Annotated in this window: 26 protein-coding genes and 1 tRNA gene; 20 read left to right on the forward strand and 7 right to left on the reverse strand. The window is 59.5% G+C overall.

Annotated elements, in window-relative coordinates; all coding sequences use genetic code 11:
- The first annotated feature begins 2 nt into the window (after positions 1 to 2).
- The 3 genes from TR36_RS07605 (at position 3) to TR36_RS07615 (ending at position 4,760) form a co-directional block, all read left to right on the forward strand.
- Positions 3 to 1,568: an extracellular solute-binding protein gene (locus TR36_RS07605; RefSeq protein WP_082714886.1), complete on the forward strand. Its 1,566-nt coding sequence runs from the start codon at positions 3 to 5 to the stop codon at positions 1,566 to 1,568.
- 78 nt (positions 1,569 to 1,646) lie between these two features.
- Entirely contained in the window at positions 1,647 to 4,004 is a 2,358-nt protein-coding gene (locus tag TR36_RS07610; RefSeq protein WP_062762917.1) for a DUF4962 domain-containing protein, read from the forward strand.
- A 12-nt stretch (positions 4,005 to 4,016) separates the two neighbouring features.
- On the forward strand, positions 4,017 to 4,760 hold the full coding sequence (locus tag TR36_RS07615) for an SDR family NAD(P)-dependent oxidoreductase (RefSeq protein ID WP_045390387.1): 744 nt from the start codon (positions 4,017 to 4,019) through the stop codon (positions 4,758 to 4,760).
- A gap of 203 nt (positions 4,761 to 4,963) precedes the next feature.
- Here TR36_RS07615 and TR36_RS07620 read toward each other — a convergent pair.
- A tRNA-Ser gene (locus TR36_RS07620) sits at positions 4,964 to 5,053 on the reverse strand.
- A 148-nt stretch (positions 5,054 to 5,201) separates the two neighbouring features.
- Between TR36_RS07620 and TR36_RS07625 the strand changes: the two genes are divergently transcribed.
- From TR36_RS07625 to TR36_RS07655, 7 genes are all read left to right on the forward strand, one after another.
- Complete coding sequence (locus TR36_RS07625) at positions 5,202 to 6,044, forward strand: DUF2059 domain-containing protein (protein WP_045390385.1); 843 nt, start codon at positions 5,202 to 5,204, stop codon at positions 6,042 to 6,044.
- Between the two features lie 154 nt (positions 6,045 to 6,198).
- Complete coding sequence (gene rplU / locus TR36_RS07630) at positions 6,199 to 6,588, forward strand: 50S ribosomal protein L21 (RefSeq protein WP_045390383.1); 390 nt, start codon at positions 6,199 to 6,201, stop codon at positions 6,586 to 6,588.
- A 6-nt stretch (positions 6,589 to 6,594) separates the two neighbouring features.
- On the forward strand, positions 6,595 to 6,864 hold the full coding sequence (gene rpmA / locus TR36_RS07635) for a 50S ribosomal protein L27 (protein WP_062762920.1): 270 nt from the start codon (positions 6,595 to 6,597) through the stop codon (positions 6,862 to 6,864).
- Between the two features lie 82 nt (positions 6,865 to 6,946).
- Positions 6,947 to 7,483, forward strand: a complete 537-nt coding sequence (locus TR36_RS07640) for a GNAT family N-acetyltransferase (protein WP_062763002.1) — start codon at positions 6,947 to 6,949, stop codon at positions 7,481 to 7,483.
- A 21-nt stretch (positions 7,484 to 7,504) separates the two neighbouring features.
- Complete coding sequence (obgE, locus tag TR36_RS07645) at positions 7,505 to 8,530, forward strand: GTPase ObgE (RefSeq protein ID WP_062762923.1); 1,026 nt, start codon at positions 7,505 to 7,507, stop codon at positions 8,528 to 8,530.
- Positions 8,518 to 9,633: a glutamate 5-kinase gene (gene proB / locus TR36_RS07650; protein WP_045390375.1), complete on the forward strand. Its 1,116-nt coding sequence runs from the start codon at positions 8,518 to 8,520 to the stop codon at positions 9,631 to 9,633. Before obgE ends, proB begins: the two co-directional genes overlap by 13 nt.
- Before the next feature lie 15 nt (positions 9,634 to 9,648).
- Positions 9,649 to 10,893: a glutamate-5-semialdehyde dehydrogenase gene (locus TR36_RS07655; protein WP_045390373.1), complete on the forward strand. Its 1,245-nt coding sequence runs from the start codon at positions 9,649 to 9,651 to the stop codon at positions 10,891 to 10,893.
- Here TR36_RS07655 and TR36_RS07660 read toward each other — a convergent pair.
- Positions 10,890 to 11,462: a histidine phosphotransferase family protein gene (locus tag TR36_RS07660; protein WP_062762926.1), complete on the reverse strand. Its 573-nt coding sequence runs from the start codon at positions 11,460 to 11,462 to the stop codon at positions 10,890 to 10,892. The genes TR36_RS07655 and TR36_RS07660 overlap by 4 nt on opposite strands.
- Before the next feature lie 13 nt (positions 11,463 to 11,475).
- Here TR36_RS07660 and TR36_RS14760 point away from each other — a divergent pair, with 13 nt between their 5' ends.
- From TR36_RS14760 to TR36_RS07670, 3 genes are all read left to right on the forward strand, one after another.
- Positions 11,476 to 11,649 carry a DUF3553 domain-containing protein gene (locus TR36_RS14760; RefSeq protein WP_067397920.1) on the forward strand — a complete coding sequence of 58 codons (174 nt, stop codon included), beginning with the start codon at positions 11,476 to 11,478 and terminating at the stop codon, positions 11,647 to 11,649.
- 75 nt (positions 11,650 to 11,724) lie between these two features.
- Positions 11,725 to 12,525: a GNAT family N-acetyltransferase gene (locus TR36_RS07665; protein ID WP_045390369.1), complete on the forward strand. Its 801-nt coding sequence runs from the start codon at positions 11,725 to 11,727 to the stop codon at positions 12,523 to 12,525.
- Complete coding sequence (locus TR36_RS07670) at positions 12,506 to 13,324, forward strand: 1-acyl-sn-glycerol-3-phosphate acyltransferase (protein WP_045390366.1); 819 nt, start codon at positions 12,506 to 12,508, stop codon at positions 13,322 to 13,324. Before TR36_RS07665 ends, TR36_RS07670 begins: the two co-directional genes overlap by 20 nt.
- On the opposite strand, the gene TR36_RS07675 is transcribed toward TR36_RS07670, so the two are convergent.
- Positions 13,321 to 13,941, reverse strand: a complete 621-nt coding sequence (locus TR36_RS07675; RefSeq protein ID WP_045390363.1) for a thiamine phosphate synthase — start codon at positions 13,939 to 13,941, stop codon at positions 13,321 to 13,323. The genes TR36_RS07670 and TR36_RS07675 overlap by 4 nt on opposite strands.
- Before the next feature lie 104 nt (positions 13,942 to 14,045).
- On the opposite strand from TR36_RS07675, the gene TR36_RS07680 reads away from it, so the two are divergent.
- The 7 genes from TR36_RS07680 to mnhG all read left to right on the forward strand — a co-directional run bounded on the left by TR36_RS07680 (position 14,046) and on the right by mnhG (position 20,911).
- Positions 14,046 to 14,771: an RNA methyltransferase gene (locus TR36_RS07680; protein ID WP_045390360.1), complete on the forward strand. Its 726-nt coding sequence runs from the start codon at positions 14,046 to 14,048 to the stop codon at positions 14,769 to 14,771.
- A 118-nt stretch (positions 14,772 to 14,889) separates the two neighbouring features.
- Positions 14,890 to 17,796 (forward strand): monovalent cation/H+ antiporter subunit A, encoded by a 2,907-nt coding sequence (locus tag TR36_RS07685; RefSeq protein WP_062762929.1) that lies wholly within the window; start codon positions 14,890 to 14,892, stop codon positions 17,794 to 17,796.
- On the forward strand, positions 17,796 to 18,140 hold the full coding sequence (locus tag TR36_RS07690; RefSeq protein ID WP_045390354.1) for a Na+/H+ antiporter subunit C: 345 nt from the start codon (positions 17,796 to 17,798) through the stop codon (positions 18,138 to 18,140). The genes TR36_RS07685 and TR36_RS07690 overlap by 1 nt, the downstream gene beginning before the upstream one ends.
- Positions 18,137 to 19,798 (forward strand): monovalent cation/H+ antiporter subunit D, encoded by a 1,662-nt coding sequence (locus TR36_RS07695; protein WP_237763535.1) that lies wholly within the window; start codon positions 18,137 to 18,139, stop codon positions 19,796 to 19,798. Before TR36_RS07690 ends, TR36_RS07695 begins: the two co-directional genes overlap by 4 nt.
- A complete protein-coding gene (locus TR36_RS07700; protein WP_045390351.1) occupies positions 19,795 to 20,274 on the forward strand; it encodes a Na+/H+ antiporter subunit E in 480 nt (159 codons plus the stop codon). Before TR36_RS07695 ends, TR36_RS07700 begins: the two co-directional genes overlap by 4 nt.
- Complete coding sequence (locus tag TR36_RS07705; protein WP_062762932.1) at positions 20,271 to 20,552, forward strand: K+/H+ antiporter subunit F; 282 nt, start codon at positions 20,271 to 20,273, stop codon at positions 20,550 to 20,552. Before TR36_RS07700 ends, TR36_RS07705 begins: the two co-directional genes overlap by 4 nt.
- The gene (mnhG, locus tag TR36_RS07710; RefSeq protein WP_062762935.1) at positions 20,549 to 20,911 is read left to right on the forward strand and encodes a monovalent cation/H(+) antiporter subunit G; all 363 of its coding nucleotides are present in this window, start codon (positions 20,549 to 20,551) and stop codon (positions 20,909 to 20,911) included. Before TR36_RS07705 ends, mnhG begins: the two co-directional genes overlap by 4 nt.
- Here the strand turns inward: mnhG and modC are convergent.
- Genes modC through mdoH form a run of 4 tightly spaced genes read right to left on the reverse strand, consistent with a single transcriptional unit; the run spans position 20,902 to position 25,174 of the window.
- Entirely contained in the window at positions 20,902 to 21,951 is a 1,050-nt protein-coding gene (gene modC, locus TR36_RS07715) for a molybdenum ABC transporter ATP-binding protein (protein WP_062762938.1), read from the reverse strand. The genes mnhG and modC overlap by 10 nt on opposite strands.
- Positions 21,948 to 22,637, reverse strand: a complete 690-nt coding sequence (gene modB / locus TR36_RS07720; RefSeq protein ID WP_045390340.1) for a molybdate ABC transporter permease subunit — start codon at positions 22,635 to 22,637, stop codon at positions 21,948 to 21,950. The genes modC and modB overlap by 4 nt, the downstream gene beginning before the upstream one ends.
- 1 nt (position 22,638) lies before the next feature.
- Positions 22,639 to 23,373, reverse strand: a complete 735-nt coding sequence (gene modA, locus TR36_RS07725; RefSeq protein ID WP_237763536.1) for a molybdate ABC transporter substrate-binding protein — start codon at positions 23,371 to 23,373, stop codon at positions 22,639 to 22,641.
- Between the two features lie 16 nt (positions 23,374 to 23,389).
- Positions 23,390 to 25,174 carry a glucans biosynthesis glucosyltransferase MdoH gene (gene mdoH / locus TR36_RS07730; RefSeq protein WP_062762941.1) on the reverse strand — a complete coding sequence of 595 codons (1,785 nt, stop codon included), beginning with the start codon at positions 25,172 to 25,174 and terminating at the stop codon, positions 23,390 to 23,392.
- Position 25,175 lies beyond the last annotated feature (1 nt).

Genomic DNA, 25,175 nt, shown 5'->3' on the forward strand with positions numbered 1-25,175 from the left:
TTATGCGTAAATCTACTTTGTTTCTAGCTCTGCTGGCCGGCACAGTCATGACCGCGCCCGTATACGCCCAAGACGATCTCCGGATCGTCGACAAGCCTCTGGAACTGACGATCCATATGCACTGGCCACGTGCACAGGGCTATGGCGTCGGCGGGTCGCCGAACGACGTCTATCCGGTAGAGCAGGCCGCACGCGAAATGACCGGCATCTCCTTGAAGGATGCGACGGCCGGGCGGAACTCCACCGATAGCTACGAGGCGATGAACCTGCTGCTGGCCCAAGGCAAGCTGCCCGATATCGTCGGCGGCAACCGTATCCAGCAGCCGGTGAACCAGTATGGCCCCGAGGGCGCGTTCGTCCCGTTGAACGATCTTGTCAAGGAATATGCGCCGCATATCCAGGCATTCTGGGATGCGCATCCCGACCTGCTGAAGGCGATTTCGGCTGCTGATGGTAACTACTATTACATTCCGTATCTGCCCGACGGCAAATTCGGCCGTGCATGGTACATCCGTCAGGACTGGCTGGACAAGCTGGGTCTGGAGCAGCCGCAGAACGTCGAAGAGCTGCATACCGTCCTGACGGCGTTCAGAAACGACGATCCGAACGGCAACGGCCGCAAGGATGAAATCCCTTACTTCGCCCGTGATTGGGAAGAGGTTAACCGCCTTCTGACGCTTTGGGATGCGCGGTCGTCCGGCTCTGACGCCTACCATGATTTCTATGTCAACGCGGATGACAAGGTGGTCCATCCTTATGCCCAAGAGGCATATAAGACGGGCATCAAGAATATCGCGCAATGGTATGCCGAAGGGCTGATCGATCCCGAAATCTTCACCCGTGGCTCGTCTTCGCGTGACTATCTGCTGTCTGAAAACCTGGGTGGCGTCACGCATGACTGGTTTGCCTCCACTTCGGGCTACAATGCGGCGCTGAAGGACAAGATTCCGGGCTTCAACTTCATCCCGTTCCTGCCGCCGGCTTCCGTCAGCGGTGTCCGGATGGAAGAGCACCGTCGTACGCCGATCAAGCCGGATGGCTGGGCGATCTCTTATCAGAACCAGCATGTCGAAGAGACTGTGAAGTACTTCGATTTCTGGTTCACCGAGGAAGGCCGCAACCTGTCCAACTTCGGTGTCGAGGGCAAGACCTGGGATATGGTCGATGGAAAGCCCACGTTCAAACCCGAAGTGCTGAACAGCACCAGCCCGGTGAACAGCCAGATGTATCTGGAAGGTGCGCAAATCCCGCGTGGTTACTGGATGGACTACAGCTATGAAGAGCAGTGGACCTCGCCGGAAGCCCTGAAGGGGATCGCCCTTTACGAGGCGAACGACCTGTTGATCGACCAATTCCTGGGTGTGGCGTTCAACGAGGAAGAGCAGGCCGTTTACGACCGCTACTGGCCGTCGATCCTGACCTACATGCTGGAACGTCAACAGGCCTGGATCCTCGGAACAGGCGACGTCGAGGCGGATTGGGACGGCTACATGAGCGCGTTGAACCGCATGGGCTACGATAAGGTTATCGAAGTCATGAACGAGGCCTATCAGCGCCAATACGAATAACGGCCCATAATCCCGTGGAGGAGCGCATCCGGCGCTCCTTCGCTATTTGAACCAGACGTACTGCAAGAAAGTTCTGCCATGTCGACGGAAAACAAATCCCGTTCAAACCTGTTTCCACTTGATGAGCCCAAAGCGGGACGGCTGACGATCCAATATGGCCCGCTCGAAACGACGACGCTGATTGAAAACCCGCCACGCTTCTCATGGCTGCCGGTCATCGAGGATGGCGCAACCTATGCGCTGCGCATCTCGACCGATCCCGAATATTCCGCGGCAAACACCCTCCTGTTTTCGGGCATCCAGCTGAACTTCTTCACGCCTGATGCACCTTTGGCGGCAGGCACTTGGTACTGGTCCTATGCACAATGCGATGCCTCGGGAAAGCCCGTTACCGAATGGAGCACGAGCCGTCGCATCACTCTCGACGAGGGTCTGCCACAGACACCGCTGGCACCACGCAAGACGCGTTTTGACGCGGCGACCCGTGCGCACCCGCGCCTGTGGATGGACGGCGGCCGGCTGGAACAGTTCCGCAAGGATGTTGCCGCCGACCCGACGCATTGCACATGGTCTACCTTTTTCGAGGGTTCGGTTCTGCCGTGGATGGACCGCGACATCATCGAAGAGCCTGTGGGCTATCCGGATCACAAGCGTGTCGCGAAGATCTGGCGCAAGGTCTACATCGAGTGTCAGGAACTGATGTATGCGATCCGCCACCTTGCTGTGGGCGGTCAGGTTACCCAGGACGCGGCAATGCTGGCACGCGCCAAGGAATGGCTGCTCAGCGCCGCACGCTGGAATCCGGCAGGCACCACCTCGCGCGCCTATACCGATGAATGGGCTTTCCGTGTGAACCTCGCACTCGCATGGGGTTATGACTGGCTCTATGACCAGCTGGACGAGGATGAGCGTACGCTGGTCCGCACCGCCTTGCTGGAGCGTACGCGCCAGACGGCGGATCACCTGATGCGCCACGCCAGCATCCACCTGTTTCCGTTTGACAGCCACGCTGTCCGCGCGGTGTCTGCGGTTCTGATCCCCGCCTGTATTGCCTTGCTGGATGATGAACCCGAGGCCGAGGACTGGCTGAACTATGCGGTGGAATTCCTGTTCACCGTCTATTCGCCGTGGGGCGATCATGACGGTGGCTGGGCCGAGGGTCCGCACTACTGGATGACGGGTATGGCCTATCTGATCGACGCGGCAAACCTGCTGCGCGGCTGGAGCGGAATCGACCTGTACCAACGCCCGTTCTTCCAGAAAACCGGGGACTTCCCGCTTTATACCAAGGCGCCGGACACACGTCGGGCCACATTCGGCGATGATAGCACCATGGGCGATCTGCCCGCGATCAAGGTCGGATATAACCTGCGTCAATACGCAGGGGTGACCGGCAACGGTGCCTACCAATGGTACTACGACGAAATCCTGCGCACCAACCCCGGCACGGAAATGGCCTTCTACAACTGGGGCTGGTGGGATTTCCGGTTTGACGAAATGCTCTACCGCACGGACTTCCCGATCGTAGAGGCAGTTCCGCCCGCGGATGAGGATGCACTGCGCTGGTTCAAGGGCATCGGTTGGGTCGCGATCCAGCACCGTATGCAGGCACCGGACGAGCATGTTCAATTCGTGTTCAAATCCTCTCCCTACGGCTCGATCAGCCACAGCCATGGGGATCAGAACGCGTTCTGTCTGTCGGCATTCGGTGAGGATCTTGCAATCCAGTCCGGCCATTATGTCGCCTTCAACTCGACAATGCACCAGAACTGGCGTCGCCAGACCCTGTCGAAGAACGCCATCCTGATCGACGGAAAAGGCCAGTACGCCGGCAAGGACAAGGCGATTGCCATGCAATCGACCGGTAAGGTCAATATTGCCGAGGATCGTGGCGATCATATCTTCCTGCAGGGGGATGCGACCGAAGCCTATCGCACATTGTCACCCGAGGTCCGCTCGGTTGTCCGTGATGTGTATTTCGTGAATCGCGAATATTTCGTGATCGTGGATGCCATCGATGCGGATACGCCCGTCAGCATCGACTGGCGTCTGCACGCGAATGCTCCGTTCAATCTGGGTGATAGCAGCTTCCGCTATACCGGTGAAAAGGCCGGTTTCTATGGCCAGATCCTGTGGTCCGAGGCGGGTCCTGCCGAACTGACGCAGGAAACCGGCTTTCCGGATGTCGATCCGAGCGAAATCGAGGGACTGCCGGTCAGCACCTGCCTGACCGCCCGTTTCCCCAAATCCACCCGTCATCGTATCGCGACCTTGATCGTCCCGTATGCTCTGGATGCGCCGCGCCGCATTTTCAGCTTCCTTGATGATCAGGGTTACGACTGCGATCTCTATTTCACCGATGCCAATGACAATAGTTTCAGGGTGATTGTTCCCAAGACGTTCGACGTGGGAACACCTGGCATCAAAAATAACTGAAAAGGAAACACTATGACACTCCAAGGCAAAACAGCGATCGTTACTGGCGGTGGACGTGACATTGGCCGTGCATGCGCAGTACGTCTGGCCCAAGAGGGCGCAAACGTCGTCATCAACTACTTTGCCAGCGCCGAAGGCGCGAACCAGACGGTTGCTGACGTTGAGGCAGCCGGTGGCAAGGCAATTGCCATTCAAGGTGACCTTTCCAAACCCGAAGGCGTGGCAGCACTGGTTTCGGCCACGGTCGAGAAGTTCGGCGGAATTGATATTCTGGTGAACAACTCGGGCGGTCTGATCGCGCGTAAATCGTTCCGTGAGATGACTGTCGAGCATTGGCTGGCAGTGATGGATCTGAACGTGACCAGCACCGTCATGATGACCCGTGCTGTTCTGGATCACATGAAATCCGGTACGATCATCAACCTGGCCAGCCAGGCTGGTCGTGACGGCGGTGGCCCCGGTTCTTCGGCCTATGCCGCATCCAAAGGTGCAATCATGACGCTGACACGCGGCCTGGCCAAGGAATTGGGCCCGGATATCCGTGTGAATGCGTTGTGCCCGGGCATGATCGATACCGATTTCCACAACATCTTCACAAAGCCCGAGGTGCGCAAGAACGTCGAAGCAGCGGCACCGTTGAAACGTCAGGGTCTGCCGATGGATGTGGCCAATATGGTTTACTTCCTTGCCAGCGACCAATCGGCTTTTGTGACCGGTGCAAACTTCGACATCAATGGCGGTATGCTGTTCAGCTGATCTGCTGTGCTGCGCAGGGTTTCCTTGTGCAGCACATGATGTATTTTGTGGAAAAGGGCCTGAAGGGCCCTTTTTTGCATTTTAGGCATGGCACAGCGCATTCCTCAGGCATCAATGGGAATACGGCATTGTCGTGATTGTATGGGGAAGGACTGTCAGATTTATCAATCTGAACCCTGATGGCCGTCAACCATGATGGTGAATGGCGGAGAGACAGGGATTCGAACCCTGGGTCGGCGCAAACCGACAACGGTTTTCGAGACCGCCGCATTCGACCACTCTGCCACCTCTCCGTATCAGGGGTCGTCGTTCGGGTCGTTTAGCGAGGTGTATGCGCCTCTGCAAGAGGTCTTTGCAATTTTTACGGTATTGTCTGTCGTGCTGCTTGGCAGAGTGCGGGAAGAAGCCTAATTCGCACCATGAACCAACGAGGAGAACGCGATGTTTCGGGCAATTGTCGTCAGCCTTTCACTGCTGGTGCCCTTCGTGCCTTCTGCTGGCTTTGCGCAGGCCGCAACAGGGGAATCTGCCGCGGTCCGGTTGCAGGACGCATTGAGGCTGTCCGACGTTCTGGCAATCATGCGGGAAGAGGGAACGCAAAGCGGTCAGGAGCTCCGGCAGGAGATGTTCCCCGCCACATCAGGGCGTCGCTGGGATGCAACGCTGGCGCGGGTGTACGATGATGCCTCCATGCAGCACATGCTGGATGCGGCACTTGCAGATGCCGCTCTGCCGGACGACGCTGCGCAAGAGGCGCTGGAGTTTTTCTCTTCCGAGCTGGGGCAGCGTGTCGTGAGGCTTGAGCTTGAAGCACGCCACAGGCTCTTGGATGACGCGCAGGAGGATCTTGCCCGGCTTGCGGCCAGTGATCTGCAGCAGTCCGACCCCGACCGTTTCGCGTTGTTGCAGGAACTGGTTACGGCGAATGATCTGGTGGAGATGAATATCTCCGGCGCGATGAATTCCAGCCTGGCCTTCTATCGTGGCATGATCAGCGGTGGTGCCTTTCCCGACGGCATTGCCGAAGGTGAGATACTGGATGATGTCTGGTCGCAGGAGCCCGCGATTCGGGCCGATACGGAAACATGGGTTTACCCATATCTGGTTACTGCCTATTCCGATCTCAGCGATGCCGATTTGCGCAGTTACGTCCAGTTTTCGCAATCCGGGGCGGGGCAGGCGATGAACCAGTGGCTTTTCGAATCCTATGATCAGGTCTTTGCCCGCATCTCGGAAATTCTGGGCCGTGAAACTGCGCGCCATATGGCGGGGCAGGATATCTGACGGTTGACAGAAAGGGCTTTTTCGACGATACGTCCCGCTTCTGACACCGATTCCGGTGGGCAGACTATTTTTATGTACGCCCCAAAGGCGCGCCGCCCGAGGTTTAACACCGGCATTCCGGGACCACAGGGCGCGGAACGATAAAGGAAAGACCATGTTCGCGGTCCTCAAGACAGGCGGCAAGCAGTATACAGTACGTACAGGCGATATCCTGCGCGTCGAGAAGCTTGCAGCTGAAGCTGGCGAAACGATCCAGTTCAACGACATCCTGATGGTTGGTGGTGAAAACCTGACCGTTGGCGTTCCTTTCGTTGCTGGTGCTGCCGTGCAAGCCGAAGTTATCGCCCAGATCAAAGGCGAGAAGGTAATTCACTACGTGAAGCGCCGTCGTAAGCACTCTTCGCAGCGTACCAAAGGCCACCGTCAGCATCTGACTTTGCTGCGCGTTACCAACGTGCTGGGTTCGGGCGCAGATAAATCGGACGTCAAGGCTGCTGTCGGTACTGCCGATGCGCGCCGTAGCGCCCACGAATCGAAGGAGTAATCCCCCATGGCACACAAAAAAGCAGGCGGTTCATCCCGCAACGGTCGCGACTCGGCCGGACGCCGTCTTGGCGTGAAGCTCTACGGTGGCCAGGCGGTCAATCCGGGCAACATCATCGTACGTCAGCGCGGCACCACCTGGTTCCCGGGTGAAGGCGTTGGCATGGGCGTGGATCACACGATCTTTGCTGTGCGTGAAGGTAAGGTAACCTTCAAGAAAGGCCTCAAGGGCCGCACGTTCATTTCGGTTCTGCCAGTGGCGGAGGCCGCTGAGTAAGCCGGATCGCGCAAGTTGCATGCAACAAGGGGATCGGCTTTAAGGGCCGGTCCCTTCTGCGTTTTTCAAGGATGTTATGATTATGACGCTTGATCTGACACCGGATCTCCGGACGATCGAGACACCGCGTCTGCTGCTGCGCCCGGCCCGCCGTTCGGATGCGGGGCTGGTTGCGATGTACGCAGGTGATCGCCGCGTGGCCGAAATGACATCATCGATCCCGCACCCCATGCCCCCCGGCGCGATAGAGGCATATATTGCCCGCGCGATGGCCGGGCGTGATGAAATCGTGTGGATCATGGATGGCACGGCGCATAATCTGGGGGAGGTGATGGGAGTCATCTCGCTGAAGCAGATGGATCGTGACCAATCCGAGATCGGCTATTGGGTCGCGCCCGCATTCTGGAAAACCGGCCTTGCATCCGAGGCGGTTCTCGCGCTTGTCGATGCGAACCCGCTCCAGAACACCGCTATTTTTGCCTCGGTTTTTCAGGACAACCCTGCTTCGGCACGTGTCCTGACGAACGGAGGTTTCCAGTATCTGGGCGAAGCCGAAACTTTTTCGGTTGCGCGTAACGCCCATGTTGCAACCTGGACGTATATCCGCAAATTGTCCTGATCCTACCATAAAGGCCGAACCATGAAATTTCTTGATCTCTGCAAGGTCTATATTCGTTCTGGTGGGGGCGGTGCCGGTTGCGTCAGCTTCCGTCGGGAGAAGTTCATCGAATTCGGCGGTCCGGATGGCGGTGATGGCGGCAATGGCGGTTCTGTCTGGGCCGAAGCAGTCGATGGCCTGAACACGCTGATCGATTTCCGGTATCAGCAGCATTTCTTTGCCAAGACGGGCCAGCAGGGCATGGGCAGCCAATGCACCGGCAAAACCGGCGACGATATTGTCCTGCGGGTTCCTGTCGGAACCGAGATCATCGACGAGGACGAAGAAACTGTCATCGCCGATCTGACCAAGGTTGGCGAGCGTGTCCTGCTTGCCAAGGGCGGCAACGGTGGCTGGGGGAACCTGCATTTCAAATCTTCTACGAACCGTGCACCCGCCCGTGCCAATCCGGGGCTGGAAGGGGTGGAGCGGACGATCTGGCTGCGCCTGAAACTGATCGCGGATGCTGGTCTTGTCGGCCTGCCGAATGCCGGAAAATCCACTTTCCTTGCGGCCGTCTCCAACGCCCGCCCAAAGATCGCGGATTATCCGTTCACCACATTGGTGCCGAACCTCGGTGTGGTGGGTGTTGATGGCCGCGAATTCGTGATGGCCGATATTCCCGGTCTGATCGAAGGCGCAAGCGAGGGGCGGGGCCTTGGCACGCAGTTTCTGGCGCATGTTGAACGGTGTTCTGTCTTGCTGCATCTGGTGGATGGCACTTCGGACACCGTTGTCGAGGATTACAATACCATCGTAACCGAGCTGGAGGCCTATGCCGAAACGCTGGGGAACAAGCCTCGGATCGTCGCGCTCAACAAATGCGATGCGCTGGACGACGAAACGGTGGCCGAGCTGAAGGCCTCCCTAGAGGCTGCATCCGGCGGGCCGGTTCTGGCAATTTCCGGCGTGGCCAAAATGGGCGTGAATGACGTATTGCGCGGCATCTTCACGGAAATCGACGCCGCGCGTGTTGTGGAGGAGGAGCCTGCACCATGGCATCCATAAGCCCCGATATCAGGAATGCGACGCGGCTGGTCATCAAGATCGGCTCTGCGTTGCTGGTGGACCGGGACAAAGGGCTGTGCCGCGCATGGCTCGAAGCCCTTGCGATGGATGTCGCCGAGGCCAAGGCGAGGGGAACGGATGTGATCCTCGTATCCTCCGGCTCTATCGCGCTTGGACGTGGCGTGCTGCATCTGGGATATGGCTCCTTGCCGCTGGAACAGTCGCAGGCGGCTGCCGCCGTGGGGCAGATCGAACTTGCACGGGCCTATTCAGAGGTGCTGGCGGCGCATGACATCACTGCGGCGCAGGTGCTTGTGACGCTGGAAGACAGCAAGGACCGCCGTCGCTATCTGAACAGCCGGGCCACTCTTGAAACCCTGCTGGGGCTTGGCGTTGTGCCGATCGTGAACGAGAACGACACGATCGCCAACGACGAGATCAGGTTCGGCGATAATGACCGGCTTGCCGCACAGGTCGCCGTGACCGTGGCCGCTGACCAGCTGATCCTGCTTTCGGATGTGGACGGCTTCTATTCTGCCAACCCCAAGGAAGATCCGACGGCCAAGCGTTTCGATATCGTGGAAACCATCACTCCCGCGATCGAGGCGATGGCGGGCGATCCGATTTCCGGTTTGTCCAAGGGTGGGATGAAGACCAAGCTTCTGGCGGCCAAGACGGCGGTAGCAGCGGGTTGCGCCATGGCGATCATGGAAGGATCGGCCGAGCGTCCGTTGAAATCATTGATCGACGGCGCACCTTGTACATGGTTTGTTGCGCAGGATGACCCGCAAACTGCCCGCAAGGGGTGGATCAATGCCATGAAGCCCCGTGGCCAGATCATCGTGGACATCGGGGCAGTGGCCGCATTGGCCGCAGGCCGCTCGCTATTGCCTGCCGGGGTCTTGTCCATTGCCGGTGCATTCGGTCGGGGTGATCCGGTCGAGATTTGCGCCCCGGATGGTGAGGTTCTGGGCCGCGGCCTTACACGCTACACTTCTACCGAAGCGCGGGCCATTGCCGGTCACCGCTCGGGGGAGATCGAGGAAATACTTGGCTATGCCGGACGTGCTGCGCTGGTGCATCGCGACGATATGGTGATCTGAACAAAGGAACGTGACATGGATGACGGCGCAGGATTGATGCGGGAAATGGGAATGAAAGCACGGGCTGCTGCAGCCGAACTCGCTTTTGCCCCCACGGATACAAAGAACGCCGCCCTGATCCATGCTGCATCCCGCATCGAAGACAGCCTGCCAGATATCCTTGACGCCAACGCCCGCGATCTGGCCGAGGCCAAGGATCTGACAGCCGCACTCCGCGACCGTCTGACGCTGGACGAAGGCCGGGTCCGGGCCATCGCGACAAGTCTGCGCGATATTGCAGGGCAGGTCGATCCGGTCGGCGAGGTGATTACCCAATGGGATCGCCCAACCGGGTTGAACATCAGCCGCGTCCGGACACCTTTGGGCGTGATCGGCGTCATTTATGAAAGCCGTCCGAATGTAACGGCGGATGCAGGGGCACTGTGCCTCAAATCCGGCAACGCGGTGATCTTGCGCGGCGGATCGGAAAGTCTGCACAGCAGTCGCGCCATTCATGCGGCTCTGGTCGATGGATTGCGTCATGCCGGCCTGCCCGAGGACGCGATCCAGCTGGTCCCCTCTCGCGATCGGGCCGTGGTTACCGAAATGCTGCGGGCTGTTGATTTCATCGACGTCATCGTGCCGCGCGGGGGTAAGGGGCTGGTCGGTCTGGTCCAGCGCGAGGCGCGCGTACCCGTATTCGCCCATCTGGAAGGTATTTGCCACGTCTATGTGGACGGCGCTGCCGATGCGGATATGGCCGAACGCATCATCGTGAATGCCAAGACCCGCCGGACTGGGATTTGCGGTGCCGCTGAATGCCTGCTGATCGATCGCGCCTTTGGTAAACCGGAAGCGCTGATCCGCGCCCTGCTTGCAAAGGGTGTCGAGGTGCGCGTCGAAGGTGAACTGGCCGCAATTGATGGAACCGTCCCTGCAACAGAAGCGGATTTCGGCAAGGAGTTTCTGGATATGGTCATCGCCGTGCGTCTGGTGGATGGCGTTGACGGGGCGATTGCCCATATCCGTAAATTCGGCAGCCAGCATACCGAAGCCGTCATTACAGAAGATGACGCTGTTGCTGCCCGCTTTTTCCAGCGTCTGGACAGCGCCATCCTGCTGCATAACGCGTCCACCCAATTCGCGGATGGTGGTGAATTCGGGATGGGTGCGGAAATCGGTATCGCCACCGGCAAGATGCACGCGCGCGGCCCTGTCGGGGCCGAGCAGTTGACCAGCTTCAAATATCTGGTGCGTGGAAACGGGGCGACCCGCGCCTAATAGGCAAGATGGATCGCGGTCTCCTGTTCATCCACGGAGATCTGCGATCCGATCGCCAGTGCTGCCAGCCTGAACTGCACATGGGCGGCCTTGACCGGGGTGTCCGCCCCCCGCAGCACAGCCCAGAGTTCGGGAAGGGGACGCAGCCGCGCGGCCTCGGCCCGGATATCATTCGCGGCAGTCACGGTAATGCGCCCGCCGTAGGGCATTGCGGTTTCCAGGCACAGGATCAGCAGGAAAGCGATTCTCGTTGCTTCGCGGGTCAGCCCTTCTGCCGGCAGCCAGTCTATTTGCAGGCGGCTTCCATGCGTCATATCCGATAAAATTGACACAGCTTCGGATTTACTGACGGTCGTTTCCTCGCCGCCCAGTCCGAAAGCGATCCGGAACAGCCTGATACGTGCATTTGCCTGTGCGACACTATCTGCAATCAGTTGCATTTCCGGCGTTTGGGCACTGCCAGTCATTGTCATAAGCTCTAGCCCATTGCCGATCGCGCCAATCGGGCTGATAAGATCATGACAAATTCGCGAACCGATCAGGGCGGCAAGGTGGGTTTGGTCTGGCATGAAAGGCTCCGAGATGAATGATATTCTTGAACCGGGCATGTTTGTCAGGCATCCGGCCTGCCCGGAATGGGGGCTTGGTCAGGTACAGTCAAAAATTGGTCACAAAATAACTGTGAACTTCGAACATGCGGGAAAGGTTGTCGTCAACGGTGTCGAAATAGACCTGACCCTCGTCTTCAACCCATGAATCGGGGGTAATATCGATGACTGTAAAACTCAAGCGTGATTGCAAAACGATTCTGCTTTGGCTAGGCGTTCGCCCATGACGATCCAGGAAAGCTACCTGACCCTGCGCCTTGCAACGACAGAACGCGACCTTATGGCCGCGCAGCGCCTGCGTTACAGAATTTTCATTGAGGAACTGGGCGCAGAAGGCGGTGATCTTGTCGATCATGATCTGCGGCTGGAGAAAGACCGATACGATCCGTTCTGCGACCACCTTCTGCTGATCGACAAACGGCGTGATCCGTCGCTGCTGGAGGATGTCGTCGGCGTTTATCGCCTTCTGTCGATGGAAGGCGCGCGCAAGGCCGGTGGTTTCTACTCGGCAGGGGAATATGATCTGGGGCCGTTGATCCGGTCGCGTCGTTCGCTGCTGGAGCTGGGCCGGTCATGTGTCATGCCGGATCTGCGGGGTGGGCCTGCGATGATGCTTCTATGGAACGGGCTGGCGGATTACATCCTGTCCCGCAGGATCGAGATCCTGTTCGGAACAGCCAGTTTTCCGGGACTTGATGTGCGCAAACTGGCATTACCTTTGTCCTTTCTGCATCACACCCATCTGGCACCGCCCGAATTGCGCGTTGCGGCACATGGCGGCGGGCGGCAGCGCATGGATCTCATCGCGGCAGAGGCCGTTGACAGCCGGGCGGCCATGCGGGCCATTCCGCCACTGATCCGTGCCTATCTCCGTATGGGCGGATGCGTCGGGGATGGGGCATGGGTGGATCGTACCTTCAACACGACAGATGTCTGTCTTGTCATGGATACGACCAAGATGTCCGACCGGCATCGTAATTTTTACTCTCGTAAGGTGATGCAGCATGAGCATGCAGGAACGTGAACCGGACAGCCCCATCGGGGCTGCCGGATGGGTGCGGATTGTCTTGCGCGCACCCGTGCTGGTGGCAATCAATTTCGGCTGCCTGCTTCTGCTGCTGCTTGTCCGTCTGATAGAACGTCCGGTCTTCGGGATGCGCCGACCATTGACGCCCTATATCACCCAGTTCGTCTGCGTCACGTCGCTATGGGTGCTGGGCATTCGCCTAACACGTCATGGCAAGGTGATGAAACAGCGGGGCGCGATTGTTGCGAACCACACAAGCTGGCTGGATATCTATGCCCTGAACGCCTGTGCGCGGATCTACTTCGTCTCGAAATCCGAAGTGGCCAAATGGCCGGGGATCGGTTGGTTGGCGCGGGCGACGGGAACCGTATTCATCAATCGCCGTGGCGCCGAGGCGCGGGCACAGCAGCAGGTATTCGAAGCGCGCTTGCGGGCAGGGCACCATCTGCTGTTTTTTCCCGAGGGAACAAGCACCGACGGTTTGCGGGTTCTTCCTTTCAAGTCAACGCTTTTCGCAGCGTTCTTTGCAGAGGATCTTAAAAACAGGATGTCGATCCAGCCTGTCACGACCGTCTATACTCCGCCAAAGGGTGCAGAGGCCGGGTTCCATGGCTGGTATGGCGGCATGTCATTCGGGCCGCATATGAAACGCGTTCTGGCAGCCCCGTTTGGTGGCGCGGTCGATATCACGTTCCACGCACCCGTCGGGGTCGCCGAAGCCGGGGACCGGAAGGTTCTGACCCGGCAGGTGGAGGCTGCGGTGCGCGCCGCCCACCCGGCCGGAGCAGTGGTTTAACCCAGCGGAGCAATAAGGGTTTTCAACGCGGCCAGCGGATCATTCGCCAACCAGATTTCCTCACCGATGCCGAAGAAATCCGTTTGGGGGGCCAAGGCCTCGATCAGGGCTGGTGTCAGCGCGCCCTCGGCTACGACAGGAACCTCGATCATTTCGGACCACCAAGCAAACAGCTCGGCCTCGGCACGGCTGCCGTCACCGAGCGGAGTTTCCCCGACAGGGCCGAAGGCTACATAATCGGCACCAGCCTCGGCGGCGGAGATGCCTTCATGGCGTGTCACGCCGCAGAAGGCACCGATGATCGCATCCGGCCCCATTTCCTTGCGAACCTTGCGGATGGAACGTGCGCCATCCGTCAGATGGACACCGTCCAGACCAAGGCGGTCAACCAGCAGTACGTGGTTCTCGATCACCAGGGCGATGTCACGTGCATGGCACAGCTCGCGCAGCGTATCCGCAGCCTGCGACAAACGGCTTTCGTCGCGGGTTGCCAGCGCAAGACGCAGGCAACCGATCTCGGCCCCGTCAAGCACGCGGGCTAGACGATCGGGAAAAACCTCGGCATCGAAATCGGCTGGGGTGGAAAGGTAAATTTGCGGGCGTTCGGTATCGGCCATATCCGGCTCCGGTTGAAAGGGCTGGCGTTGTCCCTAACGCAGTTCGCAAAGGTTGTCATTACAGCCCGCGCGGCTTAATCAGCACATAACGAGATGAGGCCCCCATGATCCCCCCAGCATTTATCCTTGTCCGCCCGCAAATGGGCGAAAACATCGGCGCAGCAGCACGTGCGATGCTGAACTTCGGGCAGGAGCGTATGCGCATCGTTGCCCCGCGGGATGGCTGGCCCAACCCGAAGGCGAATGCGATGGCATCCGGCGCAGGGCGGGTTCTGGATGCGGCGGGTCTGTATGATGATCTGCCGGCGGCGATCAGCGATTGCGATTTCGTCTTTGCGACCACGGCGCGGGGGCGGGAACTGACAAAACCGGTGATGACGCCGGAACGCGCAATGGAATATGCGCGTGAAATGTCCGCACAGGGCAAACGTGTCGGCATTCTGTTCGGGCCGGAACGGGCCGGGCTGGAAAACGACGATGTGGCACTGGCGAATGCCATCATCACCGTGCCGGTCAATCCGGATTTCCCGTCATTGAACCTTGGGCAATGCGTGCTGCTGACAGCATATGAATACCGTCGCCAGACGACCGAGGTCCCGGCCGAAGTGCTGGCGATGGGCCGGACCGATCTGGCAACTGCCGTCGAGGTCGAAAAACTGGGTGACCATTTCGAAGAGCGTCTGGACGAGGCTGGCTTCTTCTATCCGCCTGCGAAATCTCCGGGAATGCGGCTTGCCCTGCGGAACATGTGGAGCCGGCTGCATCTGACACGGGCCGAAGTGCAGACTTTCCATGGAATGCTGCGTCAGCTTCTGCGCAAATCGGAATAAATTCTTTGTTGTAATATGAAATGTGGCAGAAGCGTGGTTGAAGCTCTGCGCTGCCTGTCCGATACTTCACGAAGTCTCGATATCCCCACCACATTTCGTGAAAGCGGCTTCAATACGCATGCTTCCAACATCGCTCCTGCTTCTGCTGCTGACATTCCCCTTTTTCGGGGGTGTGATCGTGGCAACGATGCAGCGCCCGTCCCGCAATGCCTCGGCCGTTGTGGCCGGGGGGGTAATGGCTGCCTGTGCGTTGCTGGTGGCGGTCTGCTGGCCGGTGGTGGCCAGTGGCGATGCCCTGCGTGATTATAATGCGTGGTTGCCCCGACAAGGCATCAACCTGACGCTGCGGCTGGATGGCCTTGCGTGGATATTCGCAATGATGGTCATGGGCATCGGTTTGCTCGTGGTGATCTATGCGCGGTATTATCTGTCACCCAAGGATAGCGCTCCTCGGTTCTTTGCCTTGCTCCTGTTTTTTGCGGGGGCCATGAACGGAATGCTGTTATCCGGAAATATCATCGTGATGGTGATCTTCTGGGAGATGACCAGCCTGATCTCATTTCTGCTGATCGGCTTCTGGCGCAGCAACGCGGCGGCGCGGGATGGTGCGCGGATGGCCCTGGTCATTACGGGGGCCGGCGGGCTGTGCCTGTTGGTGGCCATGCTGATCGTGGGCTATGTCGCGGGCAGTTATGACCTTGACCGAGTTCTGGCCTCGGGTCCCGCGCTGCGGGCCCATCCGCTGTACATGCCTGCGCTGATCCTTTTCCTGATCGGTGCCTTTACCAAATCCGCCCAGTTTCCGTTCCATTTCTGGTTGCCCAATGCCATGGCGGCACCGACGCCGGTATCGGCCTATCTCCATTCCGCCACGATGGTGAAGATGGGGGTTTTCCTGCTGATCCGCTTTTCGCCGATTTTCGGGGGTACGGCGGAATGGTTCAATATCGTGGCAGGCGTCGGCATGGTCACGCTGGTTGTGGGGGCGATGGTGGCGCTGTTCCGGCATGATCTGAAGGGGCTTCTGGCCTATTCGACGATCAGCCATCTGGGCCTGATCACCGCTTTGGCCGGAATCGGCAGCCCCGAGGCGATCGTTGCCGCGATTTTCCATGTCATGAACCATGCCGTTTTCAAGGCGGCGCTGTTCATGGCCGCCGGGATCATCGACCATGAAACCGGAACCCGGGATATCCGCAAACTGTCGGGGCTGGCACGGGCGATGCCATTCACCGCGACGCTTGCCGCCTTTGCTGCGGCGTCGATGGCAGGTGTGCCGCTGTTCAACGGTTTTCTGTCCAAGGAAATGTTTTTCGCTGAATCCTATGCGTGGCATGGCGGCTCGCATTTCGATGATGCCTTGCCCTATATCGCGGTTCTCGGATCGGCCTTTTCGGTGGCCTATGCGCTGCGTCTGTTCTTTTCCGTATTCTTCGGGCCACCCGCCACGGATCTGCCCAAGGAACCGCACGAGCCTACGCCATGGATGCGCCGTCCTGCGGAACTTCTCGGGGCCTTGTGTCTGCTGATCGGTGTGCTGCCCGCAATCACCGTGGGGCCGATCCTGCACGTCGGGGCGTTGGCGGTGCTGGGGGATGATCTGCCGGAATACTCGCTGGCCCTGTGGCATGGGGTCAACGCCGCACTGATCATGAGCGTTCTGGCCGTGGGTGCAGGTATCCTGATCTACGCGCCGTTTCATGGCTTCATCGCGCGCGGCCCCGAAGGTCCGCCGTTCATCCACCGCCTTCGCGCGGCCCGTGTGTTCGAGCTGTTCATGATCTACGCGACATGGCGGCAACCGCGGCGCCTTCTGCATGTGCTGGGAACTACACGGTTGCAGGTGCAGATCCGTGTCATGATCCTGATGGGGGTCATGGGGGCGATCTACGCGCTCTGGTCCGGGGGGGCAGAACTGTACAAACCGCGTCTGACCGGGGCGAACCCCGTCTTCGCGCTCATCTGGATCGTCGGTGCGGGCTGTGCCATCGGGGCGGCCTACAAGGCGAAATACCATCGTTTTGCGGCCTTGATCCTGCTGGGCGGGGCGGGCGTGATGACCTGTGTCACCTTCGTCTGGTTCTCTGCCCCCGATCTGGGCCTGACACAGCTGCTGGTGGAGATTGTCACCACGGTGCTGCTGCTGTTGGGTCTGCGGTGGCTGCCGCGCCGGCGTGCGGATATGGTCGATAATTTCTCGTTGCGCGTCCGTGTGCGCCGCAGGGGGGATCTTATCATCGCGCTGGTGTGCGGGGCCGGTGTCGCCGCCATTTCCTATACCGTGATGATGATGCCTGCGGGCAATCTTGCATCCGACTGGTTCCTGCAGCACGCCTATTCCGAGGGGGGCGGCACGAATGTGGTCAACGTCATCCTCGTGGATTTCCGCGGGTTCGATACATTCGGCGAAATTTCGGTTCTGGCGATCGTGGGCCTGACCGTCTTTGCGCTGCTGCGCCGTTTTCGTCCTGCCATGGAAAGCAACGAACTAACGACCCAGCAGCGCATCCAGAACGAATATGACGACGCGGCGGATGGGCGAAGCCGGGGTGATACCGTGCGCGATTACCTCATGGTACCATCAGTCATCATGCACTGGATGTTCCCCGTCATCATCCTTTTGGCGGCCGAGCTGTTCTTTCGTGGTCACGATCTGCCGGGTGGCGGCTTTGCCGCGGGGGTGACGCTGGCGATTGCCTTCCTGCTGCAATACCTCGCTGCCGATGTGACATGGGTGGAGGACCGTCTGCGCATTCTGCCGGTACGGTGGATCGGGACGGGGTTGCTCGTCTCCGCCACGACTGGAATGGGGTCCTGGATATTCGGATATCCGTTCCTGACGGCCCATTCGCAATATGTGACGCTGCCTCTGGTGGGGCAGGTGCCGGCTGCCACGGCACTGCTGTTTGATGCGGGGGTGTTCATGCTGGTCGTCGGGGCCGTGGTCATCATGCTGATCGCCATCGCCCACCAGTCCCTACGGTGGAGCAGGGCACGTGAAAAAGCCGCCGAGGAGGAAAACTGATGGAATTGATCCTGTCATTGGCCATCGGTGCCCTTGTTGCCTCGGGAACATGGCTTGTTCTGCGCCCGCGCAGCTTTCAGGTGATCGTGGGTCTTTGCCTGCTGTCCTACGGGGTCAACCTGTTCATCTTCTCCATGGGGCGGCTGCGCATGGCGGCGCCGCCCATTCTGTCCAAGGGCGCAGAGGTTGATCCCGCCGCTTATACCGACCCAATTCCACAGGCACTGGTGCTGACGGCAATCGTGATCAGCTTTGCCACGACCGCCTTGTTTCTGGTGGTCCTGCTGGCCGCACGCGGTTTTTCCGGCACGGATCACGTCGATGGACGGGAGCGTGATCTGTGAACGGGGCAGAGGCCATCATGGGCACCGACAGCCCGAACCATCTGATGATTGCCCCGATCCTGATCCCGCTGATCGCGGGCGCTGTCATGCTGTTCTATGAGGACCGGCAGCGGCGCGCCAAGTTCGTCATCAGCATGATTGCCTGCGTCGCGATGCTGGTCATCGCGGTACAGTTGCTGTTGGGGGCCAAGGGGGCAGGGCCGTCCGGCGGCAATGAGATCGGCCTCTATCTTCTGGGGGATTGGCCAACGCCCTTCGGGATCAATCTGGTGCTGGACAGGCTGTCGGCCCTGATGCTGGTGATTGCGGGTCTGATGGCCATTCCGGCCCTGGTCTATGCCTCGGCCGAATGGCAGGCGCGAGGGCAGCATTTCCATTCGTTGTTCATGTTTCTGATGATGGGGGTGAATGGGGCATTCCTGACCGGGGATCTGTTCAACCTGTTCGTATTCTTCGAGATCATGCTGGCAGGTTCCTACGGCCTTCTGCTGCACGGGTCGGGGGCGGAGCGGGTGAAATCCGGTCTGCATTACATCGCGATCAACCTGATGGCCTCGCTGTTTTTCCTGATCGGGGTATCTCTGATCTACGGCGTGGTCGGAACGCTGAACATGGCAGATCTGGCACAGCAGATGCCGACAATTTCCGATCGTGAGCGGCCATTGGTGCATGCGGCGCTGGCCATTCTGGGCATCGCATTTCTGGTAAAGGCGGGAATGTGGCCCCTGTGTTTCTGGTTGCCTCCGACCTATCAGGCAGCGTCGGCCCCTGCGGCCGCAATGTTCGCAATTCTGACCAAGGTCGGTATCTATGTTCTGCTGCGGCTGTGCTTCCTGACCTTCGCACCCGGCAGCGGGCCATCGGCGGGGTTCGGGGCCGAGGTGCTGCTGTTCGGCGGCCTTGCCACGATGACATATGGCAGCATCGGTGTGCTGGGGGCACAGGCCATGTCCCGCATGGCGGGGCATGCGGTGCTGATTTCGTCGGGAACGATGCTTGCCGTGATCGGCCTTGCGATGAACGGCGGCGGGATTTCGATGCTCGCAGGGGCCCTGTATTACATGACGGTTTCTACGCTCGGGTTGGCCGCGTTCTTTCTGCTGGCTGAACTGGCGGAGCGGGGGCATGGAGCGGTGGCTGCCATGCTGGCGCTTTCCTCCGACCTTTACGGCACACCCGAAGATGAGGACGAATACGAACCTTCGGGTATCGTCGTTCCGGCCACCATGACAATCCTCAGCCTGTGTTTTGCCGCACTGGCCGTTCTGCTGGCAGGGCTGCCGCCCTTGCCGGGGTTTTTGGGTAAGGTGATGATCCTTTCAGCGATGATGGAGGGGGATCAGGGCGGAAACGCGATGTCATGGGTCTTCCTCGCGTTGCTGATCCTTTCGGGGTTGGCGACACTGATCGCCCTTGTCCGGGTGGGGGTACAGACATTCTGGGCCGGGGCGGACGATGAAGGCCCGCGCGTCACGATTGCCGAGGCCGGGCCTGTTGTGGCGTTCGTTCTGATGGCATTGCTGATGACATGGCAGGCGCGGCCGGTAATGCGCTACATGGAGGCGACAGCCGCCGCCCTGCACAGCCCGGATGTCTATATCAACGGTGTCATCACCGCCGAGCGGACGTTCGACCAGCGCGGAGAGGGTGGATCGTGAAACGCTTGTTCCCCCATCCCGCCCTGGCCGTGTTCCTGCTGCTGGTCTGGTTGATCCTGACACGGTTTTCTGTCGGGCAGCTTATCCTTGGGTCCATCGTGGCCTGCGTTGCAGCGGGTGCGTTGAAATCATTGGAGCCGCAACGGACCCGCATCCTGAGCTGGCGGCCAATCCCGAAGCTGCTGGCAGTGTTTATTGGCGATATGCTCTGGTCCAATTATGCCGTGGCTTGTGTCATCCTGCGTCGGAAGCCCCCACGCTCTGCCGTGATCGAGGTGCCGCTTCAAACACGGAACAGAGCCTCGCTGGCTATTCTGGCCATCTTCATCACGGCAACGCCGGGGACCGCATGGCTGGGATGGAACCCGCGGAACGGCGTTCTTCTGGTGCATGTGCTGGATCTGGAGGAAGAGGAGATGTGGCGCGAACTGATGCAGAACAGATACGAAAGAACCCTGATGGAGATTTTCGGATGAGCGTGACGATCCTGACGATCTCTGTCCTGATAACGCAAGGGATGCTGAGCGTTGCTGTCTTGCTGGCCGGCATCCGCATGCTGCGGGGGCCACGGGCACAGGATCGGGTTCTGGCGCTGGATACCGCCTATGTCTGTGCGATGCTGCTGCTCATCACGCTGGGTATCCGCACGGGCACTGTCTTTTTCTACGAGGCTGCCTTGGTGATCGGCGTGCTTGGTTTCATCGCCACCGTGGCGTTGGCGAAATTCCTGATGCGGGGGGAGGTGATCGAATGATAGAGCTTCCGTTGTGGCTTGCCTGTGTGGTCAGCCTGCTGCTGCTGGTCGGCGGCGGATTGGCATTGATCGGCACGATCGGAATGCTTCGGCTTTCAACGTTCTATCGTCGGCTTCATGCGCCTGCACTGGCAACCAGCGGGGGGACAATCGCAATTTCCCTGGCCTCGGCGCTCTATTTTTCCGTCGGGGGCGGCAAGATTGTTCTGCATGAAGTCCTGATCGCGCTGTTTATTATTGCGACAACGCCTGTCACGCTGATGCTGTTGGGGCGTGCGGCATTGTACCGTGACAGGGCGGAAAACAGGCCGGTTGTCGCACCCAGCGATCCACTGACGGTGCGCCGCCGTCAGGAATGATGGATCAGGGCCACCGATTTCAGAATCGCGAATACGCGGACGTTTTCGGCCAGACCCATTGCGGATGCGGATCGTGTGGTGATCCGGGCCACCAGGGCCGCCTCACCTTTCAGCCGCAGGTGTACAAGCATCTGCGCGCCTTCGGTATGCAGGGCATCGATTTGCGCAGGCAGTATATTCAGCGCCGAAAGCCCTTGGGGATAACGTGTTGACAGAACGATATCTTCTGCACTTATGCGTAGCCGCACTGTTCGGCCTACTGCAACATCGGCAGCCAGATGCAGGGTGCCTGCAGGTGTTTCGATGGCGGTCAGACCGTCATCGGCGTGTTCGGTGACCTGACCCGTCAAAACACCCCCTGCCTCTCGGGGGCCAAGGCGCGGGGCGAGGGCCGGATCCGACAGCAACAGGTCCGGCGTTCCGATCCTGGCGACGCGCCCTGCGTCGATCAGCACAACACGATCCGCAAGGCGTGCAACCTCGGCGACGGAATGGCTGACATAGAGGATCGGAAGGCCCGCCTCATCGCGCAGCCGCTCCAGCCACGGCAGGATTTCTGCCTTGCGGGCGGGATCCAGTGCCGAAAGCGGCTCATCCATGATCAGCAGTTCGGGGTTCATCAGCAGTGCACGCCCGATGGCGACACGCTGCTGCTCCCCCCCCGAGAGGGATTGCGGATGCCGCGCCAGAAGATGGTCTATGCCCAGCATATCCATGACGCGCGGTAGGTGCCGGTCATCCGCGGCACCATACAGAAGGTTTTTCCGAACCGACATATGAGGGAACAGCCGCGTGTTCTGGAATACATAACCGATACGTCTGCGGTAAGGAGGGGTCCATATACCGGGGGCGGACAATATGCGCCCGTTCAGCGCTATCTGGCCACTATCGGGCCGAACCAGCCCTGCCACGGCATTGGCAACAGTGGTCTTGCCTGCGCCCGAGCGGCCGAACAGGGCGGTAACGCCGCCTGCCGCTTCGAACGAAATGTCCAGTGCCAGCCCCGGAAACCTGTGGTGCACTTCAACCTGCAGCATCAGGACCCCATCCTTCGGGCCAATCTGCGGGCAAGGATTTCCGAAACAAGAATTGCTCCCATCGAGATCATCACCGATATGCCGACCAGTCGCAGTGCCCGTGCTTCCCCGCCCGGGGCCTGCAGCAGCGCATAGATGGCTGAGGGGACCGTCTGCGTTACCCCCGGTATGCTAGAAACAAAGGTTATCGTTGCCCCGAATTCGCCCATTGCCTTGGCAAAGGCGAGTATCGTTCCTGCGATTATGCCGGGCAGCGCCAAAGGCAGTGTGATCGTGGCGAATACGCGCAGCGGGCTTGCACCCAAGGTGGAGGCGGCGGCCTCTATCCCCTGATCAATCATTTCTATCGACAGGCGGATGGCCCTGACCATCAACGGAAACGCCATGATGGCGGCCGCCAGTGCCGCTCCGGTCCAGTTGAAGGAAAACACGATGCCGATTTCTGCAAGGGCGGATCCCACCGGACCGCGTCGCCCGAATGTTATCAGCAGCAAATAGCCGGTAACCACAGGGGGCAGGATCAGGGGAAGATGCACGATGGCATTCAACAGATCCCGCCCCGGGAACCGGCATCTTGCCAGAATATAGGCGATAAAAATACCCAAGGGGAGGCTGGCGATCGTGGCCACCGCAGACACGCGAAGGGACAGGAAGATTGCCTGCCATTCCTCTGCGGTGAAAATATCCATATCAGTCCGGAACCTTGAACCCCTGAGACTTGAAGATGGTAGCTGCCTCATCGCCCTGCAGATAGGCCAAAAAGCCCGTGGCTGCTTTTTCATCAGCACCGTCAATCAGGGCGATCGGGTAGATGATCGGATCATGGGCCGTGTCGCTGATGGTGCCCACCACCTTCACGCGCGGTTCGGCAATTGCATCGGTTGCATAGACGACGCCGTATGGCGCCTCACCTGTTGCGACAAGGGCAAGGGCAGATCGTACATTGTCGGCCTGCGCGACCTGTGGGGCAACGCCATTCCAGATACCCAAGGATGTCAGAGCCTGCTTGCCATAAATCCCTGCAGGCACGGAATCAACGAAGGCCATCGCCAATTTGCCGCCATTCAACGAGGACAGCACATCGGGGGCCATTGGTGCTGCATCGGGAGAACCGACGAACACAAGCGAATTGCCTAGAAAATCCTTACGCGAGCCGGGTATGACCAGCCCTTCTTCCTCCACCGCGTCCATCCATTCGGTCGAGGCAGAGATGAAGATATCTGCCGGTGCCCCGGCAATGATCTGTTTGGCAAGAACCGAGGAGCCGGCATAGGACACAGTTATGTCGTCCCCGCTTTCGGCCTCCCATTTTGGCGTGATTTCATCCAGAGCGGTTTTCATGCTGGCGGCGGCAAAGACCGTTACATTATCTGCCATGACGGGCAGGGGCGACAGCATGAAAACCGTCAGGAGTATCCGAAGCATTCTTGCCCTCATATATCTAGATGTGTGCGGGCTGCCCGACTGCCGGATCGGATGGCACCTCGGGGTTGTCCTGCCAGCGCGCCAGATAGCGGTCCTGTAGCAACATGACGGGCGAAGGATTGATTTCCAGGGGCGTCAGAAATGTGCGTGTGGTGCTGGCCTTGGATGTCCATGATACGACATAGGGCGCCACGATCATGGGGACGGCAATTGGCAACAGCCACGGCACAAGGCCGGGTGCCAGATACCATGTGGCCGCCAGACCGCAGACACCGGTCAATACGATCCACCATGTTGCAGCCCAGGATTCGCCCAAGGCCAGCGTTCCATCGCCACGATTGTTCGTGGGCCAGCCGCCATCGGCCCCCAGCACGACCTGCATCACCGAACGTGTTTGGAACATCATCAGGATGGGGGCATTGATCGATGACAGGACCAGTTCTGCCAGTGTCGAGCCGAAGACCAGCCCGGAGCCGCCGAAACGCCGTGCCCTGCCGGACGTCATCGCATCCGCAGCCACCAGCAGCTTTGGAAGGAACAGAAGGCCGAAAATGCCGATGGCCAGACCGATAGCTTTCCACGTTTCGTCCGAAGGAAATACCGGGAAAGGCCAGCCTTCGACAGGAAAGTAGTTGAGGGGCGGTGCAAACCATGGTGCCGCAATTGACGCCATCAGGAAGCCCAGCCAGAACAAGGGGGAGATATAGCTCAGGATGCCCTGAATGAAAACGAAACGGTTCCACATCCGCAGGCCCGGAGCGCCGACAATCTTTGAATGCTGAAGGTTGCCCTGACACCAGCGGCGATCACGCTTGGCATGGTCAACAATGTTTTCGGGGCCTTCCTCGAAGCTGCCGGCCAGATCATCGTCCAACCGGACAACCCAACCAGCGCGGGCCAGAAGGGCGGCCTCGACGTAATCATGGCTCATGATATGCCCGCCGAACGGCGGTTTTCCCGGAAGTTCCGGCAAGCCGCAGCTCTCGGCAAAGGCGCGGCAGCGCACGATTGCATTATGGCCCCAGAACGGACCCGTCCGCCCCTGCATCATTGCCAGCCCGCGGGCAAAGATCGGTGAATGGAAGCTGGCAGAGAATTGCATCGCGCGTCCGAAGCGCGCAGTTGAGCGTGTTACCTTCGGAAGGGTTTGCAGAAGGCCAAGGGTGGTGTCCGCCTCCATCCGACGCGCCATTTCGACGATGGTGTCGCCTTCCATCAGGCTGTCGGCATCAAGGATCAGTGCAAAATCATAGGCAGCACCAGAACGTTGGAAGAAATCCTCGATATTGCCGGCTTTGCGCCCTGCATTGGATTCCCGCCGACGATAGAACATGCGGCCCTCACCGTCGCATTCCGCCAGAAGCCGGTCGTACCACTCCATTTCCAGCGCTGCGATGTCATCCTTGCGAGTGTCCGACAGGATCGCGAAATGGAAATGGTCCGAATAGCCCGTAGCCTTCAATGAGGCATCCATGGCGGCAATGCGGGAATAAACGGTTACCGGATCTTCGTTATAAACGGGAACGAGGATTGCGGTCCTGGTTGACAGGCCTTCAAACGGCGGCAGTGCAGGAGGTTTGGCGCGCGACATCATGCCAAGGACAGCCTGCATGGCCCCCCACGCAAGCCAGAAGGTGGAGACGAGGATAAAGGCTGCGCGCACGATATCCATGGCGTCCAGCCCGTCGGACCATCCAAACTGCAGGAACAAAAGAAAAGCCCCGCCTGCAGCCACCAAGCTGAAGACGAGACCGAGCAGGCGCGCTGCGCTTGCCTCCGAAGGGCCGTTGGCTTTCGCCATA

Source organism: Falsirhodobacter sp. alg1, assembly GCF_000739715.2.
Lineage (GTDB): Bacteria > Pseudomonadota > Alphaproteobacteria > Rhodobacterales > Rhodobacteraceae > Falsirhodobacter.

Bases quoted from the DNA above. Each gene is read 5' to 3' on its own strand.
- TR36_RS07610 (WP_062762917.1), top strand. From the start codon at position 1,647: ATGTCGACGGAAAACAAATCCCGTTCAAACCTGTTTCCACTTGATGAG.
- TR36_RS07605 (WP_082714886.1), top strand. From the start codon at position 3: ATGCGTAAATCTACTTTGTTTCTAGCTCTGCTGGCCGGCACAGTCATG.
- TR36_RS07655 (WP_045390373.1), top strand. From the start codon at position 9,649: ATGGATGACGGCGCAGGATTGATGCGGGAAATGGGAATGAAAGCACGG.
- TR36_RS07640 (WP_062763002.1), top strand. From the start codon at position 6,947: ATGACGCTTGATCTGACACCGGATCTCCGGACGATCGAGACACCGCGT.
- rplU (WP_045390383.1), top strand. From the start codon at position 6,199: ATGTTCGCGGTCCTCAAGACAGGCGGCAAGCAGTATACAGTACGTACA.
- proB (WP_045390375.1), top strand. From the start codon at position 8,518: ATGGCATCCATAAGCCCCGATATCAGGAATGCGACGCGGCTGGTCATC.
- TR36_RS07680 (WP_045390360.1), top strand. From the start codon at position 14,046: ATGATCCCCCCAGCATTTATCCTTGTCCGCCCGCAAATGGGCGAAAAC.
- TR36_RS07665 (WP_045390369.1), top strand. From the start codon at position 11,725: ATGACGATCCAGGAAAGCTACCTGACCCTGCGCCTTGCAACGACAGAA.
- TR36_RS07625 (WP_045390385.1), top strand. From the start codon at position 5,202: ATGTTTCGGGCAATTGTCGTCAGCCTTTCACTGCTGGTGCCCTTCGTG.
- mnhG (WP_062762935.1), top strand. From the start codon at position 20,549: ATGATAGAGCTTCCGTTGTGGCTTGCCTGTGTGGTCAGCCTGCTGCTG.
- mdoH (WP_062762941.1), bottom strand. From the start codon at position 25,174: ATGGCGAAAGCCAACGGCCCTTCGGAGGCAAGCGCAGCGCGCCTGCTC.
- TR36_RS07660 (WP_062762926.1), bottom strand. From the start codon at position 11,462: ATGCCAGACCAAACCCACCTTGCCGCCCTGATCGGTTCGCGAATTTGT.
- obgE (WP_062762923.1), top strand. From the start codon at position 7,505: ATGAAATTTCTTGATCTCTGCAAGGTCTATATTCGTTCTGGTGGGGGC.
- TR36_RS07685 (WP_062762929.1), top strand. From the start codon at position 14,890: ATGCTTCCAACATCGCTCCTGCTTCTGCTGCTGACATTCCCCTTTTTC.
- TR36_RS07690 (WP_045390354.1), top strand. From the start codon at position 17,796: ATGGAATTGATCCTGTCATTGGCCATCGGTGCCCTTGTTGCCTCGGGA.
- TR36_RS07670 (WP_045390366.1), top strand. From the start codon at position 12,506: ATGAGCATGCAGGAACGTGAACCGGACAGCCCCATCGGGGCTGCCGGA.
- modB (WP_045390340.1), bottom strand. From the start codon at position 22,637: ATGGATATTTTCACCGCAGAGGAATGGCAGGCAATCTTCCTGTCCCTT.
- modA (WP_237763536.1), bottom strand. From the start codon at position 23,373: ATGCTTCGGATACTCCTGACGGTTTTCATGCTGTCGCCCCTGCCCGTC.
- rpmA (WP_062762920.1), top strand. From the start codon at position 6,595: ATGGCACACAAAAAAGCAGGCGGTTCATCCCGCAACGGTCGCGACTCG.
- TR36_RS07615 (WP_045390387.1), top strand. From the start codon at position 4,017: ATGACACTCCAAGGCAAAACAGCGATCGTTACTGGCGGTGGACGTGAC.
- TR36_RS07705 (WP_062762932.1), top strand. From the start codon at position 20,271: ATGAGCGTGACGATCCTGACGATCTCTGTCCTGATAACGCAAGGGATG.
- TR36_RS14760 (WP_067397920.1), top strand. From the start codon at position 11,476: ATGAATGATATTCTTGAACCGGGCATGTTTGTCAGGCATCCGGCCTGC.
- TR36_RS07675 (WP_045390363.1), bottom strand. From the start codon at position 13,941: ATGGCCGATACCGAACGCCCGCAAATTTACCTTTCCACCCCAGCCGAT.